This window comes from Aeromonas sp. R7-4, assembly GCF_040908055.1.
Taxonomy (GTDB): domain Bacteria; phylum Pseudomonadota; class Gammaproteobacteria; order Enterobacterales; family Aeromonadaceae; genus Aeromonas; species Aeromonas sanarellii.
In genome coordinates this window covers 37499-55411 of sequence record NZ_JBFODA010000043.1, presented here as the reverse complement: position 1 = coordinate 55411, position 17913 = coordinate 37499, and the positions used below count along the sequence as shown (strand labels likewise).

Genomic DNA, 17913 nt, shown 5'->3' with positions numbered 1-17913 from the left:
ATTACGGCGAATTTCGTAGAACTGCTGACGGCTGTAGCCGATGAGCTTGCAGGCTTTGCTGACATTATTGAGCTCTTTGGCGAGCTCTAGCAGGCTGAGTTTGCGACGTGCTACTTTCTCGTTGGTGGTCATACGGTGACTCCAGATAACACGGTAGGGGTACCGTTTTGTTATCCGGTTTGAAGCCGTATGACCACTCCCTTTTGTGGGCAACTGTCAGGTGAATACCATCTCCATACACATCACAGAAATGAAAAACCACCCGCATAATGGGTGGTTTTTTCATTATATTCGGACGAACCCGAGAGATTTAACCCACAACACCAATCACTCCAGCGGCGGCGTGCGCGGCGGCACCATACGCTTGCTGCCGGTGGACTCAAAGGCCGATGCGAAGCGCAGCAGGTTGTTGTCGTCATAGGCGCGACCGGCGAAGGTCAGGCCCACCGGCATACCGATATCGGTCATCACCCCCATGGGGACGGTGACGGTCGGCACACCGAGATGGCGAATGGCGAGGTTGCCGTTGGCGACCCAGATGCCGTTGCTCCAGGCGATATCGGCGGAGGCCGGATTCACGTCCGCGTCGGCCGGGCCCACGTCGGCCACGGTGGGGAACAGCACGGCGTCGAGCTTGAGCCCGTCCATCCAGTCTTCCAGGTCCAGCTTGCGGGTCTGCTCCAGACCGCGCAGGCCGTCCGGCACAGAGGCAATCTCGTCGAAGCGCTTGAGACCGCGCTTGGCCATCTTGACGTACTCGTCCATGCCCGCTGCCAGATCCCCTTCGCGGTTCGGCAAAGTGCCGGGATCGTGGGGGAAGATCTTCGGCCCATCCACATCGGCCAGCTTATTGAGCTTGGGATCGCCGTTGGCGCGCAGGAAGTCGTCGAACGCCCAGCCGGAGAGCTCCCACAGCTCGTCATTGAGAAACTCAGGGCTCACGATGCCGCGATTGAACACGGTCGGTGCGCCGGGTCTGTCCCCTTCACAGTTGGAAACCAGCGGGAAGTCCACTTCGATGACCTCGGCACCGGCGGCTTCCAGCGCCTTGCGCGCCTGCTCCCACAGCGCGATCACAGTCGGACGAGTATGGATGCGCTGACCGGTCGGGCCGCCGATACCGGGATTGTCGCTGGTGCCGGCCAGTTCATCCTTGTTGATAAACATGCGCGGCACGCCGAGGCGCTTGCCCTTGAGGGCGTCGGCCTTGGCGGCCAGATCCAGATAGGAAGCCGGACGCACTTCGGAGGCCTTGGGCAGCTGCACCCAGGGCTGCATGCGCCAGAGATCACCACGGGTATCGCTATCGTCGGCGACCACCACGTCCAGCACTTCCAAGAGATCGGCCATGGTGCGGGCGTAGGGCACAACGACGTCCATGGTCGGGGTCAGGGGCCAGTTGCCACGCACAGAAATCACGCCACGGGACGGGGTGTAGGCACACAGGCCGTTGTTGGAGGCGGGGCCACGGCCGCTCGACCAGGTCTCTTCCGCCAGACCGAAGGCGGCGAAGCTGGCGGCGGTGGCGGTGCCGGCCCCGTTGGAGGAACCGGAGGCAAAGGGCGCGGTCAGGTAGTCGGCGTTGTAGGGGCTCTCGGCACGGCCATAGACGCCGCGCTGCATGCCGCCATTGGCCATGGGCGGCATATTGGTCTTGCCAAGGCAGATGGCACCGGCGGCGCGCAGCCGCTCCACGGTAAAGGCGTCGCGCTGGGCCACCAGATCCTTGAAGGCCGGGCTGCCGGAGGCGGCGGTCAGCCCCTTGACCAGGTAGCTGTCCTTGGCGGTGTAGGGGATGCCGTCGAGCGGGCCCAGAGTTTCACCACGGGCGCGGCGGGCATCGGAAGCCTCGGCCTCTTTCAGGGCATCGGGATTGGGCACCACGACGGCATTGAGGCGGGTTGGTGTCTCGGGGCCGTCATAGGCTTTGATCCGCGCCTGATAGGCCTTGACCAGTTCGACCGCTGTGGTACGGCCTGATTCGAGCGCACCGCGCAGCTCGGCAATGGAAACCTCGGTCACTTCGATCATGGGGATCTCCTGTAAAAGGGTGACTGTTTGTCATGATGATCGCCGCATCGGCGCCTGCGACCATCACGTCATCAAGAGATAAAACCCCACGGCGTGGGGTTTTGAATACCAACCTCGGCTGGCTTGGAACAGGTTCTTACTTGCCAGAAGGAATTTGCTGAGTAATGCAGTGGATATTGCCACCGCCCAGCAGGATCTCGCGGGCCGGCACGCCGACCACGGTGTGATCCGGGAAGATCTCTTCCAGAATGCGCTGGGCCTGCCCATCGGTGGCGGCGTCCAGCAGCGGGTAGACGATGCGATCGTTGGTGATAAGGAAGTTCACGTAGGAACCCGCCAGACGACCCTCTGCCTCGCGCGGCACACCGCTGCCGCTCTCGACGCCGGCGGATTCCTCTTCTGTGCAGAACAGCGGGCCCGGCTGGGGCAGCTTCCACACTTTCAGCTTGCGACCCTTGGCGTCGACCGCCGCTTCCAGCACCTTGAGGGCGGCCAGGGAGCGGGCGTACTGGGGATCGGTCTCGTCGTCTGTCCAGTGCAGGGCCACTTCACCCGGGCGCACGAAGCAGCACATGTTGTCGATGTGGCCGTCGGTCTCGTCCATGTAGACGCCTTCGTCCAGCCAGATGAAGCTCTTCACGCCCAGATAGTCGCGCAGGTGAGCCTCGATCTGATCCTTGGTCAGGTGCGGGTTGCGGTTTTCGTTGAGCAGGCACTCGGCGGTGGTCAGGCAGGTGCCTTCGCCATCCACGTGGATGGAGCCCCCTTCCAGAATGAGCGGCGCGGCGTAACGATCCATACCGTGCTGCTCCAGCATCCGGGCCGCCACTTTCTCGTCCTGATCCCAGGGATAGTAGAGACCGCCCTTGTGGCCGCCCCAGGCGTTGAAGCCCCAGTCCACCCCGCGGCACTCGCCGGCGGCGTTGGTGACCACGGTGGGACCGGTGTCGCGTGCCCAGCAGTCATCGCTGGCCATCTCCACCAGGGTGACGTGGGACGGCATGAGGCCACGGGCCTGCTCCATAAACTGGGCCGGCACCCCCATAAAGACCGGGGTGGCTTGCCCGATGGCATCGGCCACCTTGGCGAAGGTGGCTTGCGCGAAGCGACCGGCGACGCGCCAGTTGTCCGGGCGGAACGGCCAGATCATCCAGACGGCCTGCTGGTGCGCCCACTCGGCGGGCATGGTGAAGCCGTCGGCGGCCGGAATGGAGTTGATGGTCTTGATGCTCATCGCAAGGCTCCTTGCATGGATTGAGGCCCCCGGATCGACCCGGAAACCCTGGAAAAATAAGAGTGGACGCAGTGTAAGAAGTTGCGCGCCCATCCATCAAATGAATAGGATGGATTGTCCCATAAGCACGGCGAATAATCCTCCATGAAACTGCACCAGCTCGACCTCAATCTGCTGCTCGCCTTTGACGCCCTGATGACGCAGGGCAGCGTGACCCGCGCCGCCGAATCGCTCTTCATCAGCCAGCCCGCCATGAGCCACTCCCTCAACCGGCTGCGCACCTTTCTCGGCGACCCGCTGCTGGTGCGCACTCCCCAGGGGATGTTGCCGACTCCCCGGGCCCAGCGGCTGCATCTGGGGGTGCAGCAGGCACTGCGGCTGCTGGAGCAGCAGCTTTCCGAGGAGGACGAGTTCGCGCCGAGCCAGTCGAAGCGCCGCTTCGTGCTCTGCACCACGGACTACGTGGAGTGCGTGCTGATCCCGCCGCTTATCCAGCGCCTCAGGACGCTCGCGCCCGGGGTCACCATCGAGATCCGCATCCTGCGCGACACCCTGCCGGAGGCGGAGCTGGCGAGCGGCGAAATCGACCTGGTGCTGGGGTTTGACGAATACATGCAGGTGCCGGGGTATCTCGGCAAGGAGACCTGGCTCACCGAGCCCCTGGCCGGGCTGGTGCGCGCCACCCTGGAGCTGGAGGAGGAGCGCATCACCCTGGCGCAGCTTATCGAGATGCCCCATGTGTTCCACTCGCCGCTCGGCACCTCGGAGGCGAGCCTCGACCGCTATCTGAAGAGCCTGGGCCATAGCCGCACCATCTCGGTCAACAGCCAGAGCTATATGTCCGCCGCCGCCATCGTCAGCCAGAGCGACCACCTGCTGGTGCTGCCCAGCATGGTGGCCGAGCTGCTGGCCAGCCACTGGCCGCTCAGGAGCCTGCCCCTGCCCGAAGATGTGCCGGACTACCACCTCAACTGCGTCTGGCACCCGGTGCATGCCCAGCAGCCGGCGTTGATCTGGCTGAAGGCGTTGATGAAGGAGCTGGTGAATCCGGGATAAGCGCTGCGTCTGGCAGCACCTCCCCCTCATCCCCAGCCCTTTCCCGCAAGGGGAGAAGGGAGCAGATCGGCGTTAAGTGGAAAACTGGGGGCAACCGACACGCCAAGACAAAAAAGCTCAAGGCGCCAAGACTCCAAGACTCCCGCTCTTCGGCAATTTGGCCTATTTTGGGCCTCACTCTCAACGCTCCCCCGATCGGTTCCCTCTCCCTCCGGGAGAGGGCCAGGGTGAGGAAAAACGCTCACCGGGCCTCGCTGGCCACCGGCAGTTCGCCGAGGGCGATGGCGGCCTGCAGGCGGCGGTGATCCTCTCGGGTACGCTGGCCATAGGCCACCGCAAACTCGGCGATGGCCTCGTCCATCACGTCCGACTTGCCCAGGTAGCCGGCGATGCGGGCCGCGTCCCCCGACTTGGCGTGGGCCAGCGCCAGGGCCCAGCCGCAGAGCTGGCAGTATTCGACGAAGTGGCGGGGCCTGACCATGCCTGGGGTGATGTCGATGCCCCCCTTCATGTCCCGCAGCTGGCGCACGTAGAAGTGGCGTCCCCTGAGCTCGCACCAGCCGAGGAAGATGTCCGGCGAGCCCTGGATCAGGCGCTGGCCCCGCACCACCCGCCGCCCCTGGCTGCCGCTGTCATCTTCCGAGGTGAAGTAGGGCGCCAGCACCGAGGGCTGGGCCTCCTTGACTTGCAGGAAGAGGGGATCGTCGTCGTCGGCCCCGGTCAGCAGTATCACCCAGCAGCGGGTGCCCACGCTGCCCACCCCGACCACCTTGCGCACCACGTCCACGACCCGGTAGCGGCGCAGCAGGATCCGCCTGTCTTCCGGCAAGGAGGCCAGATAGGCCTCCAGCAGCTCCCCGAGCACCTCGTAGACCGGTTCCCCGTCCTCGGTGTGGGTCTCGCGGATGACGAAGGGGTGGATCTCGCGGATCCTGTGCTGATCGTCCACCAGATCCGTCATCTTGCCGAGCACCTGCAGGTGATTGCGCCCCCTCGCCTTGGCGAAGGCGGCTTCGACACTGCGGTGGGCATCCTCGGAGAAGGCGTGGAGCACTGAGGCCTGATCGATGCGATCGTACCAGACGTGCATGAAGCCCATCTTGCCGTACTCCCGCAGCCGGGTGCGGTAGCCGGCCACCGTCATTCTGGCCGCCTCCCGCTGGCGGGCGGCGCTGGCCCCGAGAAAGTCGGCCGCCACCAGGGCGCTCGCGGCGAGCCGCTTGAGATCCCACTCCCAGGGCCCGATGTGGGTCTCATCGAAGTCGTTGATGGCCAGCACCAGGTTGCGCTCTGCGCTCGCATAGAGGCCTATGTTGGCCACGTGCATGTCGCCGCAGGCCTGCACCATGAGCCCGGTGCGCGGCGTGTCGACCAGATCCGCCGCCATGATGGCCGCCGCCCCGCGCAGAAAGGCGAACGGGGACTCCTGCATCCTGGCGTGGCGCACCGGTACCAGCCGCTGCACCCGGGTGGCGGCCTGGGCCTTGAGCACGGCGATGGGATCCCGCCCGTGCGAGGGATCCGGCAGCAGGCAATGGGATTCCCGGGGCACCCGATCGCGCAGTTGCTTGCCGGCGGCGAAGCGCTCTTCGATGGAGAGACGGGGGGCGGTGAAATGCATCAGCATCGCCTGGGACTTCGATGGTTTGGCCATATTCGCTTGCTCCTGACACAGTCCCATGAAGATGGAAGAGGGGGCGGACGAGAGCAAGGCAGGACGGGGAAAAATCGGCCGAAGAAGGCCGTGCGAGAGGGGTCAGCGAAGGACGAGGGCCGCCATCAGCTGGGTGACGACCCCCTCCAGCAGCATAGGGTCGGGGTGGCACTGGGCGAAGGTGATGAGCCCCTGGATATTGACCTGCAGGAAGGCGGTCAGGGTGGGGATGTCCCGCCCGGGCGCCAGCTCCCCCAGCGCCTTTGCCCGTTGCAGCTGCTGCGCGAGATCGCGCTCCAGCTCGCCATAGATGGCCTTGCAACGCAGGTGCAGCTCCTCGTCCTGCTCCGCCAGCTCCATCAGGGTGCGGGTCACCAGGCAGGCGCCCTGCAGCGCATCGTCCACCAGCCGGGTGAAGTAGGCATGCAGCCCGGCCAGGGGGCTCGCCTGCTCGAAGCAGCGCCGGCGCAGGGCGCACTTCTCCTCCACATAGTGATCCACCGCCGCCAGCAGCAGGCCGCGCTTGTTGCCAAAGGCCGCGTAGAGGCTGCCCGGGTGCAGGCCGGTCGCCGCCACCAGCTCCTGCATGGTGGTCTTGGCATAGCCTCTGGCGCGAAACGCCTCCATGGCGCTTCGCAGGACAAGATCCCGATCAAATTCGGCAGTGCGCATGGGGTCTCCGTTGGCAAGGTGTCGCGGGGCGGGAAAACAGGGCGGCAAGTTTACCCCAGCCATTCCCTTCAATCCATGTTGAATGCTTGCTCAAAAAAGACTTGCACACAAACCAAAAAACGTCTTGAATGCCCGTTCAAGAATCATCCCCAAGGACAAGCCCCATGGATACCCTGTTTCAACCCTATCGCCTGAACGACACCCTCACCCTGGCCAATCGCTTCATGATGGCCCCCCTGACCCGCTGCATGGCGGGCCCGGGCCTAGTGCCGACCGAGCAGATGGCCGCCTACTACGGCCGCCGCGCCGACATCGGCCTCATCATCTCCGAGGCTACCATCATCCGCCCGGACGGCCAGGGCTACCCGAACACCCCGGGGCTCTACAGCGCCGAGCAGGTGGAAGGCTGGAAGAAGGTGACCGCCGCCGTGCACGCCAGGGGCGGCAAGATCTTCGCCCAGCTGTGGCACGTGGGCCGCCTCTCCCACCCCTTCTTCCACCACGCCGAAGTGCTGGCCCCCTCTGCCGTCGCCCATGAAGGCACGGTGCCGCGCATGCGCGAGCTGGTCTATCAGGTGCCCCGCGCCCTGACCGAGAGCGAGATCGCCCAGCTGGTCGAGGATTACGCCCAGGCCGCCGCCAACGCCATCGAAGCGGGCTTCGACGGGGTGGAGATCCACGGCGCCAACGGCTACCTCATCGATCAGTTCCTGCACCACGCCAGCAACCTGCGCACCGACAACTACGGCGGCAGCCCCGAGAACATGAGCCGCTTCGCCCTGGAAGTAGTGGACGCCATCAATGCCCGCATCGGCGGGGACAGGGTGGGCCTGCGCCTCTCCCCAGGCGCCTATGTGCACCTCGAAGGGGATGCCCGGGATCGCGCCGTGTTCGACCACCTGCTGGCCGAGCTGAACCAGCGCCCCCTGGCCTATGTACACCTCGGCATCTTCGATGACAGCCTCACCTTCGACTACCTGGACGGCCGCGCCTCCGACTACCTGCGTGCCCACTACGACGGCCATCTGGTGGGGGTCGGCAACTACAGCGCCGAGACCGCGGCCGAGGCCATCGAGGCCGATCGCTTCGACCTCGTCGCCATCGGTCGCCCCCTCATCGCCAACCCGGACTACCTCGCCAAGGTTAAGCAGGGGGAGGCACTGACCCCCTATGCCGACACCATGCTGGCCGAGCTGGTGTAAAACCGTGCAGCGCCCACCGCGCCGGCGGAGCGGGCATCAGCCGCCAGCCCCTGGCGATACAGGGGTCTGGCCGCCGCAGCCTGCCTTTTCCTGACCAAGGATGGAGTCCGCGCCCTGGCGCGGGTTTCCAATGTTTGGGCCCCTCTCCCGGGCCCTTTTTTCTGCCCGCTCCCCCCCTTTTTTCCGCAAAATGGTTGTCATCAACAACCAAAGGATGTTATTGGTTGCGTGCGACAACCAAAACCCTCAGAAGGAAACTGAATCCATGGATCCCCGCCCCCTGCGCGCCCTGTCACGGGAACTGGTACGCGAACTCGGCATGCTCTCCCAGCAGTGCGGCTCCCTGGCCCTGAGCCCCCTGGAGGCCCACCTGCTCATCGAGCTGGAGAACGGCCCCGCCACCAACCAGCAGCTCGCCGAGCGCCTTCGCATCGACAAGTCCAACGCCAGCCGCCCCCTGGCCCGCCTCGCCGAGCGGGAGCTCATCGCCTGGCAGCCCCACCCCTCGGACGGGCGCAGCAAGGAGGCGAGCCTCACCGAACAGGGCAAGGGGCAACTTGAGGAGCTGCACCGGCAGATGGACGAGACCATGGCCGGGGCCCTGGCCCAGCTCTCCCCCGCCGAGTGCGAGCGGATCTGGGAGGGAATGCGGCTCTATCGCAGCGCCCTCTCCCGGGCCCGCCGCCAGCAGGGCCATCGCATCCGTCCCATAGCGGCGGCCGACAACCCCCATATCGCCGCCGTGGTGCGCACCGTCTCCGCCGAGTACGGCCTCACCGCCGACAAGGGCTACGGGGTGGCGGATCCCAATCTCGACTTCCTCCACGAGACCTACCAGGGGGAGCGCAGCCGCTACTGGGTGATCGAGGGGCCGGACGGCGCCATTCTCGGCGGCGGCGGCATAGCGCCGCTGGCGGGAGATCCGGAGATCTGCGAGCTGCAGAAGATGTACTTCCTCCCCGCCCTGCGCGGGTTGGGGCTGGGACGGCGGCTGGTGCTGCAGGCCCTGGCCGAGGCGCGCGCCCTGGGTTACCAACGCTGCTACCTGGAGACCACGGCCGTGCTGCGGGAAGCCACCGCGCTCTACGAATCTCTGGGCTTCGAACACCTGCCGGGGCCGCTCGGCTGCACCGGCCACGACGCCTGCGAGATCTGCATGGTGCTTGAGCTGGAGTAGATCCCCTATCCCCCCAACCCCTTGGCTTCGCCCCCTCATCCCCGCCCCTTCTCCCGCAAGGGGAGAAGGGAGCAAAACAGGATTCCGCGATTTTTCCGGCAGACGTCGGATGGTGTCCTCTCCCTGCGGGAGAGGACATTCAGGAAGGGAAATAGAACCAGGCGGTCTTGATCAGGCCAGCCTCCACCTCGAACACCGCCACGCTCTCGATGGGCTCGGGGAAGAGGCCATGGATCTTCTCGTGATCGAACACCTTGTTGCCCATGACAGTGCGTGACAGCAGCTCGGCCTTGAGCTGCGGGTTGTTGAATCTGTGCTCCGCATAGAAGGCCCGCAGCGCCCCCTTGCCGACCGTGCTCGGCGTCTCGGTCGGCATGCGATAGCCTTTGAAATCCGGGACAAAGCAGGCCACGAAGGCGTCGAGGTCGTGGGCATTGTAGGCGGCAAACTGCGCCTCCACGGGTTGGGTGACGGACATGTCTCTCTCCACGAGTGAAATTTGAATCACTTATCCGCAATGTTCATTCCATCATCAAGCCCCGGATGGGGAGCGTCTCCCCCTCCCAACAAACGCCCCATAACAAAAGACCCCGCCGAAGCGGGGTCTCTCTTATTTCGTCAGCCACTCACAAGGCACGGCCGGGGTGATCAGTGCTCGCGGGTCTGGCGGAACTGGACGTCGGGGTGACGCTCCTGAGCCAGGCGCAGATTGACCATGGTCGGCGCGATATAGGTGAGGTTGTCACCGCCATCCAGCGCCAGGTTGACCTCGTTCTTGCGCTTGAACTCCTCGAACTTCTTGACGTCGGTCCCTTCCACCCAGCGGGCGGTGGCGACGTTGACCGCCTCGTAGATGGCCTCGACGTTGTACTCGCTCTTGAGGCGGGACACCACAACATCGAACTGCAGCACACCGACCGCACCGACGATGAGGTCGTTGCTGATGAGCGGGCGGAACACCTGCACCGCGCCCTCTTCGGAGAGCTGCACCAGTCCCTTGAGCAGCTGCTTCTGCTTGAGCGGGTCGCGCAGGCGGATGCGGCGGAACAGCTCGGGGGCGAAGTTCGGGATGCCGGTGAACTTCAGATCCTCACCCTGGGTGAAGGTGTCGCCGATCTGGATGGTGCCGTGGTTGTGCAGACCGATGATGTCGCCGGCGAAGGCGTCTTCCGCCTGCTCCCGGTCACCGGCCATGAAGGTCACGGCGTCGGAGATGTTCACGTCCTTGCCGATGCGCACATGGCGCATCTTCATGCCCTTGCTGTAAGTCCCTGACACGATGCGCATAAAGGCGATGCGGTCGCGGTGTTTCGGATCCATGTTTGCCTGGATCTTGAACACGAAGCCGGAGAACTTCTCCTCGGTGGCCACCACCTCGCGGCTCTCGGCCTTGCGCGGCATGGGAGACGGCGCCCAGTCGGTCAGGCCGTCCAGCATGTGGTCGACGCCGAAGTTGCCGAGCGCGGTCCCGAAGAAGACCGGGGTCATCTCGCCGGCGATGAAGGCGTCGTGATCGAACTCGGGGGAGGCGCCCTGCACCAGCTCCAGCTCGCCGCGCAGCTGGGCCGCCAGATCTTCACCGATGGCGGCATCCAGCTCGGGGTTGTTCAACCCCTTGACCACCCGCTTCTCCTGGATGGTGTGGCCCTGACCGCTCTGATACAGATAGGTCTCGTCCTTGTAGAGGTGATAGACCCCCTTGAAGGACTTGCCGCAGCCGATGGGCCAGGTGATGGGGGCGCACATGATGTTGAGCTCGCGCTCCACCTCGTCCATCACTTCCATCGGATCGCGCACTTCGCGGTCCAGCTTGTTCATGAAGGTGAGGATGGGGGTATCCCGCAGCCGGGTGACTTCCATCAGCTTGCGGGTCCGGTCTTCGACGCCCTTGGCGGCGTCGATGACCATCAGGCAACAATCCACGGCTGTGAGAGTACGGTAGGTATCTTCGGAGAAGTCCTCGTGACCCGGGGTGTCGAGCAGGTTGACCAGGCAGTCGGCATAGGGGAACTGCATCACCGAGGTGGTGATGGAGATGCCGCGCTGCTTCTCCATCTCCATCCAGTCGGATTTGGCGTGCTGGCCCGAGCCACGGCCCTTGACGGTACCGGCGCGCTGGATGGCCTGTCCGAACAGCAGGACCTTTTCGGTGATGGTGGTCTTACCCGCATCCGGGTGCGAGATGATCGCGAAAGTGCGTCTCTTGGAGACTTCACTCAGAAATTCAGCTGACATAATTCGACGTTCTTCTATTGGGCGGCGGCGCGGGCCACCGTGGGAATAAATGCGGGACAGCACCTTGGGGTCAGGGCGCCCATGCATGCAACAACGCCACGCGGGCGGGTCGGGGACCGGCCGGTGGAAACGGGGAGGAGCGTTGCGCTACATGGGTCTGGCCTTGAGTCAAAGCAAAATTGCGCGGCATTATACCCGCGCGAGTGAAAAATACCCAGCCCGGCATCACGGGGGCCCGGGGTCGGCCTCACCGGGCCTTCACCACCCGGTTGCGCCCCGCCAGCTTGGCCTCGTACATGGCCTCGTCGGCCCGGCGCACCAGCTCGCCCAGGTTGTCATCCTCGGGCTTGTACTGGGCGCAGCCGATGCTGATTCGGATGGGATGATCCGCCGGCACCCCCTCGATGGCGAGGCGGGAGACGGCGAGCCGGATCCGCTCCGCCACCTCGGCGGCCTCGTCGAGACGGGTGTCCGGCAGCAGCACCAGAAACTCCTCGCCGCCGTTGCGCCCCACCCTGTCCAGGCTGCGCAACTGCTCCTCGATGCACTGGGCCACGGCGGTGAGCACCCTGTCCCCCACCTGGTGGCCAAGCTGGTCGTTGACCCTCTTGAAGTGATCCACGTCCAGCAGCAGCACGCTCAGTGGCTTGCCCTCCTCCCGCGCCTGGGTGAACCACTTGCGCCCCTTGGCCTGGATCTGGCGCCGGTTGTGGATGCCGGTCAGCTCGTCCGTCATGGCGAGGCGCTGCATCTTGCGGGTGCGGCCGCGCTGGTGCACCACCAGTATGCCCATCACCAGCAGCAGCAGGGTCACCACCAGGTATTGCCAGTAGCGGCGCTCCTGCAGTTGCTTGAGCTTCTCCTCCTGCAACTGCTGCCGGGATCTCAGGGTCTGGTTCTCCAGCTCCTTGCGGGCGAGATCGAACTCGAAGCGCATCTGCAGGGAGCGCTGCTCCCGCAGCCGCAGCTCCAGGGCCTGCCGGGTCTGCACGAAAGTCTTGAGGCTGGCCAGGGCCTCCTGGATGCGGCCCTGGCGCTCCAGCACCCGGGCCCGCACCTCGTGGACCCGGGCGAGGAAGCGCAGATTCTGCTCCCTGGCGAAGATGGGCTCGGCCTCGTCCAGGTGCCGCTGCGCCTCGGCCGGCCTGTCCATGGCGTCCAGGGCGGTGGCCATGATGAGGTGCCAGTGGCCCAGGGTCACGCTGTCGGCCCCCTTCCCTCGCAGCAGCTGGGTCTTGACCTGTTCCAGCTTGGCCATGGCCTGCGCCGTCTTGCCCTGCTTGAGCAAGAGGGTGGCCATCTCGACCCGGCTCCAGGCCAGCATCCCCTCCTGCTGCTGCCCCAGGTAGTAGATCTCGGCCTCCGCCATCAGGGGCAGCGCCTTGTCGTACTCCTCGGTCTCGATATAGAGCAGCCCCTGCTGGCTGTGGATGTCCACCAGATGCTCCCGATCCCCCAGGACCCGGTAGTCGTGCTCCAGCTCCTTGAAGTAGCTCTCGGCCCGCTCATAGAGCCCCATCCTGCGGTAGGCGTTGGCGATCCGGGTCAGCACCTCGCGCCCCTTGCCCTCCAGTCCGAGCCCCTCGTAGCGGCGATGGGCATCGATCAGTTCCATCAGCCCCTCGGCCAGCTCCCCCTGGTAGGCGAACATCTCACCCCGCAGGCTGAGGATGTCGGCCCGCTGGCGCTCATCCCCCAGCCGGCGGGCCAGGGTCAGGGCCGCGTCGTAATCCTGCCTGGCCTCGGCCATGTTGCCGAGCAGCTGCCTGTGGTAACCGCGACAGGCGAGCAGGCCGGCCTCGGTGACCCTGTCCTTGCGTGCCCGGGCCCGGTCCAGCCCCTGATCGGCAAACTGCACGGCGCGCAGGAAGTCGTCATCCCGCTCGCTCGGCTGGGCCCAGCACTGCAGGCGGGCGATGCGTCCCTGCACCTCCTCCGGATACACCTGCTTCTTGTCCGCCAGCACGGCGACGCGGTCGCGAAAGATCCGCTCCGGCAGCCCGCCGTCTTCCAGCTGCTGCAGCTCGCGCAGCAGCTCGGGCTCGGAGAGCCGCGGTGGCTGTGCCAGGGCCGGCGTCATCCCCAGCCACAGCAGCAGGCCACACCCCATCAGGATCTTCATGCAGATTCACTCTCCCCGTTTACCGGCCCGGATGCCGCGCTCACCGCTGTCATCATATTCCCACCGTCTCCGGGCGCACAGCCGCCGGAGGGCGAGAAAATTCCTCATGTCAGACGGGAGCCCCCGCTATCCCCTTCTTTACAGAAGGAAAGTCTGCATCGACTATATAGGCTTTCAAACAGGGAAGGGATGAGGAATGACCTACGAGGAGCTGCGGGAGGCTTACGACAGGTTGTTGCTGGAGAACGAGCGTCTGAAGCGCATCGCCGAGGACGCGCGGGAGAAGCTGGATGCCGCCATGGACGGCACCGGCCTGTGCATCTGGCAGAACCATGTGCCGACCGGCAAGCTCATCATCTTCAACCGGCGCTGGGGATCCATGCTCGGCTATCAGCCCAAGGAACTGTCGGCCCACTTCGACGTCTGGCGCGAACACCTGCATCCGGAGGACAGGGAGCAGGTGCTGCAGGCCTTCTTCGACCATCTGGAGGGCAAGAGCCCGTTTTACCAGGTGATGCACCGGATGATCGCCAAGGACGGCAAGACCACCTGGGTGCTGGACCGCGGCCGGGTGGTGGAGCGGGATGCCCAGGGCAATCCCATCCGGGTGATGGGCACCCACATCGACATCACCCACGAGAAGGAGTACGAGCAGCAGCTCGCCCAGCTCGCCCACCGGGATCCCCTCACCGGCCTGCTCAACCGCACCGCCCTGCACCGTCAGTTCCCCGGGGAGTACCAGGCCATCTGCTTCATCGATCTCGACGACTTCAAGCAGGTCAACGACAACCTGGGCCACCGGGCCGGCGACGAGCTGCTGATCGCCCTCACCCGCCGGCTGCGCGACTGCTGCGAGGAGGGGGTGAAGATAGGCCGGCTCGGCGGCGACGAATTCGTGCTACTGCTGCCCTGGCCGAGCGAGGATCCCCGCACCAGCCACCTGGCCCGCCAGTGCATCGACGCCATCGCCACCCCGTTCGAGCTGCCCAACGGCGAGGCGGCGGTGGGGCTGAGCATGGGGATTGCGGCCATCCGGCCCCAGGACGACTTCAGCACGGCGCTGGCCAGGGCCGATCAGGCCATGTACCGGGTCAAGCGCGCCGGCAAGCGCGGCTTCCACATCGCCCAGCCGAGCGGCCAGCCCCTGCTGGATCAGGAGCAGGTCAACGAACGGGGCCTCTGCCACAGGCCCGGCGTCTGACCCCCAGACAGTGCCGGCCTGCCCCTAGCTGCGCTGCCAGCGCCTGAGCAGGCGTCCGCGCAGGCCGCAATCCAGCAACCAGCTGTTGTCGAACACCCGCAGTATGGCCGTCTTGGCGTGACGGGACATGGCGACGGCGTGGAACCGGGTCTGCTGCGCCCGCCGCCCGTTCATCCGATCGAGCAAGGCGTGGGGCAGGCTCTGGGCGATGAAGTCGGAGACCACCAGCACATCGGCCTTGGCAAACGCCGGCTCCTCCAGCTGGGTCAGGGCCTGCTCCAGACAGGGCACCAGATCGGTGCCGCCGTGGAAACTCATGGAGAGGAAGCGCTCCGCCTTCTCCAGCCCGGTCTCGGCGGTGATCTCCAGGGTCGCCACCTCGGTGGAGAAGAGCATCAGATAGCAGCCCCGCTTCTCGTTCATCGCCACCTTGAGCAGGGCCAGGAAGAGCGCCTTGGCGCACTCCTCCGGGTAGCCCCCCATGGAACCGGACGTATCGACGCAGACGATGAAGGGGCCTCGAGGTTGCACCTCCTGGCCCCCCTGCTCCGGGGAGCGCTGCATCAGGCGCTGCCGTGGCAGCGTGCCCCGAGACTGATAGCTCAGCAGGCGCCGCTCCAGATAGCGGCGATAGAACTCCAGCTCCAGCTCAGGCAGCGCCAGCATCACCGCCTCGCTCGGCAGCAGGCGCATCAGATCGCTGGCCGGGTGCACCCCCACCAGATCGTCAGGCACGTCGTCGCTCTGCACCTCCTCCAGCTCGTGCACCGGCACAGGCGGCAGCGTCCTGGCCTCGCTGCGCTGCTCCCGCTCGCTGCGCCCCAGCAGGGCGGCGATCTCCGCCAGCAGGGGCTCCTGCTGCAACATGCGGGCATATTGCTTGATCAGCACCAGGCTGCGCTTGTGCCAGCTGCCCTGGGCCAGATCCCAGAGGCCGCCCGCGGAGATCTGGTGCGGATCCAGGGCATCGGCCAGGGTCCGGTTCGCCAGCAGCTGATCCTCTATCTCCTGGCGCTGCTTCTCCCGCTCCGCCTCGGCGATCTGCTGCTGCAACTGCAGCAGGCTGCCCACCAGGCTGGAGCGCCACTTCTCGATGAAGAGCTGGCGCAGCCCCTCGGTGGGCTGGGCCAGCATCTGGCGCACTAGGCTGCGGGCATCCCCCGCGAAGGGGCTGTGCTGCTCCAGGGCCTCCAGCAGGGCCGGCAGTCGCCCCACCAGCTCCGGCAGGGGCAGCAGGCGGTGCGCCTGATAGAGCAGGTACTCCTGCTCCAGCGCCACCGGCACCGGCTTGTGGCGCATCTCCTCGCCGAGCTGCTCGCCCCAGCGCTGGATCCGCTTCCTGAGCAGCTTGCCCTGCAGGGGCGAGCGCTTGATGAACTCGGAGATCTTCGGAGTGGAGGCCAGCAGCAGCGCCATCTCCCCCGCCAGCTCCCCCTCGCCGATGAGGAGCCCCAGATCCATCATGCCGATCTCTAGCATGGCCACTCCCTGTGCAGGGGACGCAGGGCGCCATCCCGCAACGGCAGGCGGCTCGTGTTAGGGGTCAGCGCCACGTCGAACACCATCAGGCATCCAGCCTGGGCAGGCGATCCCGCCACTGTTGCAGCTCGGTGCCGAGCCGCTCCAGATCCCGGTTCAGCACGAAGAAGCTGTCCTCCACCTGGCGCAGCCAGTTGTCCCCCACGAACAGATGGGGCTGGTGGCGATCGAACAGGCTGCGCTGCCCCTTGAGGCTCTGCTGCACCCGGACCACCTGGCTCGCCAGCTCCTCCAGCTCCGCCAGCCAGGGGCTCATCACCACCTCGGGGATGGGGGTCCGCTCCACCAGCACCAGGGGCACGGGCTGGCGCTGGATATCCAGCACGTGCAGCCGCAGCTGCTCGTCCAGCACCAGCTCGTAGTGCCCCTCCTTGGGGTTGCCGAGCTGCCAGCCCACCAGGGCCTCCCCGGTGGGGTGCCAGTGGGAGAGCAGGGTGCGATCGAAGGTGAGGGTCTCGGTCAGGCGGTCGGGATCGCTGCCGTCCAGGGGTGCCGGGGTGAGCAGGTGGAAGTGCACCTGCTTGCCGAACGCCCTGGCGTTGGCTAGCGGCAGCTCGGTGCCGCGGGCGCGGCGACCGAACCACTGCTTGCGCTTGACCGCCTTGCTGCCGATGCGCTGGGCGACGGCCCCCTTCAACTGCTTGAACCGCTCGCGCAGGGCCAGCAGTTGCCGGGTCAGCGCCAGCTGCTGGTAGCCGTAGAGGCGGGAAAACTCGCCGATCATCTCCAGCAGCGCGGTGCGGGAGGCCTCGTCGTGCCAGAGGCAATCCTTGAACAGCAGCAGATCCAGCGGGGCCACCTCGTCGCGGCCGTTGAAGAAGGCGCTAGCCTTGATGAGCCTGACGGCCTTCTTCCAGCGCCGATCCGAGACATAGCAGCCGTGCCCGAGCTGGCTGTCGAGCTGCTGGCGCAACTGGTAGATGAGCTCGAAACAGGCATCGGGCAGGCGCACCTGCTCTATCTGCTCCTGCCAGGCGGCGTACTCCTCCCCCCGGATCTGCACCGAGGGGGTCAGGTTCTGGTGGGACTGGCCATCGCTCGCCAGCATGGCCTGGAAGTTGGATTTCTCCTGCACCCTGTCCATCCAGACCCGCACCAGCATGCGGTCGTAGAGCGCCTCCAGCCCGCTGTCCGGGGCCGGCAGCTCGTTGGAGGCGGTGACCAGCAGCCGCATGGGGATGGGGTGCTGGCTGTCGCCGTTGCGAAACTGCCGCTCGTTGATGGCGGTGAGCAGGGTGTTGAGGATGGCCGGGCCCGCCTTCCAGATCTCGTCGAGGAAGACCACCTCGGCCTCCGGCAGGTAGCCGGCGGTGAGCCGTAGATACTTGCCGTCCTCCTTGAGCGCCTGGATGGAGAGGGGGCCGAACACCTCCTCCGGCGTGCTGAAGCGGGTCATCAGGTATTCGAAGTGACGGGCATCGTGAAACGCCAGCTTGAGCCGGCGGGCGATCAGGCTCTTGGCGATGCCCGGGGGGCCCAGCAGGAAGACGCTCTCGCCGCACAGGGCCGCCAGCAGGCCGAGCCGCAGGGCGTCCTGGCGCTCATACAGCCCCTCCCCGAGGGCGGCCAGGAGCCGTGGCAGGCGCTCATGGATGGGGGTGGCACGAACAGTATTCTGGGCTAAAGGCGGCATAGGCACAGTTCCGAAGCTGGTATGGTCATAGGGATTCGGGGTCCGGCCTCTGGCCCCCTCCCGTCGTCATTGTCTCGCATCTCTGCCCCCGGCCGGCGTTCATCCGCCATCGCCGCACGGCGAAAAGGCAACGTCCGGGGTGCAGCAAAACCCGCGA

Annotated in this window: 13 protein-coding genes and 1 pseudogene; 4 read left to right on the top strand and 10 right to left on the bottom strand. The window is 65.9% G+C overall.

The features are described from left to right. The 3 genes and pseudogenes from AB5Y72_RS12110 to aguA all read right to left on the bottom strand — a co-directional run. A pseudogene (locus tag AB5Y72_RS12110) lies at positions 1-132 on the bottom strand (IS481 family transposase); the annotation flags it as partial. Between the two features lie 195 nt (positions 133-327). After that, entirely contained in the window at positions 328-2031 is a 1704-nt protein-coding gene (locus tag AB5Y72_RS12105; RefSeq protein WP_368199046.1) for an amidase, read from the bottom strand. A gap of 136 nt (positions 2032-2167) precedes the next feature. Further along, complete coding sequence (gene aguA, locus AB5Y72_RS12100; RefSeq protein ID WP_368199045.1) at positions 2168-3265, bottom strand: agmatine deiminase; 1098 nt, start codon at positions 3263-3265, stop codon at positions 2168-2170. A 144-nt stretch (positions 3266-3409) separates the two neighbouring features. Between aguA and AB5Y72_RS12095 the strand changes: the two genes are divergently transcribed. Further along, positions 3410-4321 (top strand): LysR family transcriptional regulator, encoded by a 912-nt coding sequence (locus AB5Y72_RS12095; protein ID WP_368199044.1) that lies wholly within the window; start codon positions 3410-3412, stop codon positions 4319-4321. Positions 4322-4562: 241 nt separating this feature from the next. Here the strand turns inward: AB5Y72_RS12095 and AB5Y72_RS12090 are convergent, their stop codons facing one another. Together AB5Y72_RS12090 and AB5Y72_RS12085 are read right to left on the bottom strand one after the other, a co-directional pair. Further along, positions 4563-5975: a DUF2252 domain-containing protein gene (locus tag AB5Y72_RS12090; protein ID WP_042077752.1), complete on the bottom strand. Its 1413-nt coding sequence runs from the start codon at positions 5973-5975 to the stop codon at positions 4563-4565. A 102-nt stretch (positions 5976-6077) separates the two neighbouring features. Further along, positions 6078-6647 carry a TetR/AcrR family transcriptional regulator gene (locus tag AB5Y72_RS12085; protein ID WP_209794694.1) on the bottom strand — a complete coding sequence of 190 codons (570 nt, stop codon included), beginning with the start codon at positions 6645-6647 and terminating at the stop codon, positions 6078-6080. Between the two features lie 164 nt (positions 6648-6811). Here AB5Y72_RS12085 and AB5Y72_RS12080 point away from each other — a divergent pair, with 164 nt between their 5' ends. Together AB5Y72_RS12080 and AB5Y72_RS12075 are read left to right on the top strand one after the other, a co-directional pair. Then, positions 6812-7849 carry an alkene reductase gene (locus AB5Y72_RS12080; RefSeq protein ID WP_368199043.1) on the top strand — a complete coding sequence of 346 codons (1038 nt, stop codon included), beginning with the start codon at positions 6812-6814 and terminating at the stop codon, positions 7847-7849. A 265-nt stretch (positions 7850-8114) separates the two neighbouring features. Next, complete coding sequence (locus AB5Y72_RS12075; RefSeq protein ID WP_368199042.1) at positions 8115-9026, top strand: GNAT family N-acetyltransferase; 912 nt, start codon at positions 8115-8117, stop codon at positions 9024-9026. A gap of 139 nt (positions 9027-9165) precedes the next feature. On the opposite strand, the gene AB5Y72_RS12070 is transcribed toward AB5Y72_RS12075, so the two are convergent. From AB5Y72_RS12070 to AB5Y72_RS12060, 3 genes are all read right to left on the bottom strand, one after another. Then, the gene (locus AB5Y72_RS12070) at positions 9166-9504 is read right to left on the bottom strand and encodes a nuclear transport factor 2 family protein (protein WP_368199041.1); all 339 of its coding nucleotides are present in this window, start codon (positions 9502-9504) and stop codon (positions 9166-9168) included. A gap of 170 nt (positions 9505-9674) precedes the next feature. Next, positions 9675-11264 (bottom strand): peptide chain release factor 3, encoded by a 1590-nt coding sequence (prfC, locus tag AB5Y72_RS12065; protein ID WP_219144403.1) that lies wholly within the window; start codon positions 11262-11264, stop codon positions 9675-9677. A gap of 244 nt (positions 11265-11508) precedes the next feature. Beyond that, entirely contained in the window at positions 11509-13383 is a 1875-nt protein-coding gene (locus AB5Y72_RS12060) for a diguanylate cyclase (protein WP_368199040.1), read from the bottom strand. 196 nt (positions 13384-13579) lie between these two features. Between AB5Y72_RS12060 and AB5Y72_RS12055 the strand changes: the two genes are divergently transcribed. After that, the gene (locus AB5Y72_RS12055; RefSeq protein ID WP_209794698.1) at positions 13580-14584 is read left to right on the top strand and encodes a sensor domain-containing diguanylate cyclase; all 1005 of its coding nucleotides are present in this window, start codon (positions 13580-13582) and stop codon (positions 14582-14584) included. Positions 14585-14608: 24 nt separating this feature from the next. Here the strand turns inward: AB5Y72_RS12055 and viaA are convergent, their stop codons facing one another. Further along, positions 14609-16063, bottom strand: a complete 1455-nt coding sequence (gene viaA / locus AB5Y72_RS12050) for an ATPase RavA stimulator ViaA (protein ID WP_368199039.1) — start codon at positions 16061-16063, stop codon at positions 14609-14611. A gap of 85 nt (positions 16064-16148) precedes the next feature. Beyond that, complete coding sequence (locus AB5Y72_RS12045) at positions 16149-17756, bottom strand: ATPase RavA domain-containing protein (RefSeq protein ID WP_368199038.1); 1608 nt, start codon at positions 17754-17756, stop codon at positions 16149-16151. Between the last annotated feature and the right edge of the window lie 157 nt (positions 17757-17913).

Excerpts from the sequence above, each read along its gene's own strand:
- AB5Y72_RS12060 (WP_368199040.1), bottom strand. The coding sequence starts at position 13,383 with ATGAAGATCCTGATGGGGTGTGGCCTGCTGCTGTGGCTGGGGATGACG.
- AB5Y72_RS12045 (WP_368199038.1), bottom strand. The coding sequence starts at position 17,756 with ATGCCGCCTTTAGCCCAGAATACTGTTCGTGCCACCCCCATCCATGAG.
- AB5Y72_RS12070 (WP_368199041.1), bottom strand. The coding sequence starts at position 9,504 with ATGTCCGTCACCCAACCCGTGGAGGCGCAGTTTGCCGCCTACAATGCC.
- AB5Y72_RS12090 (WP_042077752.1), bottom strand. The coding sequence starts at position 5,975 with ATGGCCAAACCATCGAAGTCCCAGGCGATGCTGATGCATTTCACCGCC.
- AB5Y72_RS12075 (WP_368199042.1), top strand. The coding sequence starts at position 8,115 with ATGGATCCCCGCCCCCTGCGCGCCCTGTCACGGGAACTGGTACGCGAA.
- AB5Y72_RS12080 (WP_368199043.1), top strand. The coding sequence starts at position 6,812 with ATGGATACCCTGTTTCAACCCTATCGCCTGAACGACACCCTCACCCTG.
- aguA (WP_368199045.1), bottom strand. The coding sequence starts at position 3,265 with ATGAGCATCAAGACCATCAACTCCATTCCGGCCGCCGACGGCTTCACC.
- AB5Y72_RS12055 (WP_209794698.1), top strand. The coding sequence starts at position 13,580 with ATGACCTACGAGGAGCTGCGGGAGGCTTACGACAGGTTGTTGCTGGAG.
- viaA (WP_368199039.1), bottom strand. The coding sequence starts at position 16,063 with ATGCTAGAGATCGGCATGATGGATCTGGGGCTCCTCATCGGCGAGGGG.
- AB5Y72_RS12095 (WP_368199044.1), top strand. The coding sequence starts at position 3,410 with ATGAAACTGCACCAGCTCGACCTCAATCTGCTGCTCGCCTTTGACGCC.
- AB5Y72_RS12105 (WP_368199046.1), bottom strand. The coding sequence starts at position 2,031 with ATGATCGAAGTGACCGAGGTTTCCATTGCCGAGCTGCGCGGTGCGCTC.
- AB5Y72_RS12085 (WP_209794694.1), bottom strand. The coding sequence starts at position 6,647 with ATGCGCACTGCCGAATTTGATCGGGATCTTGTCCTGCGAAGCGCCATG.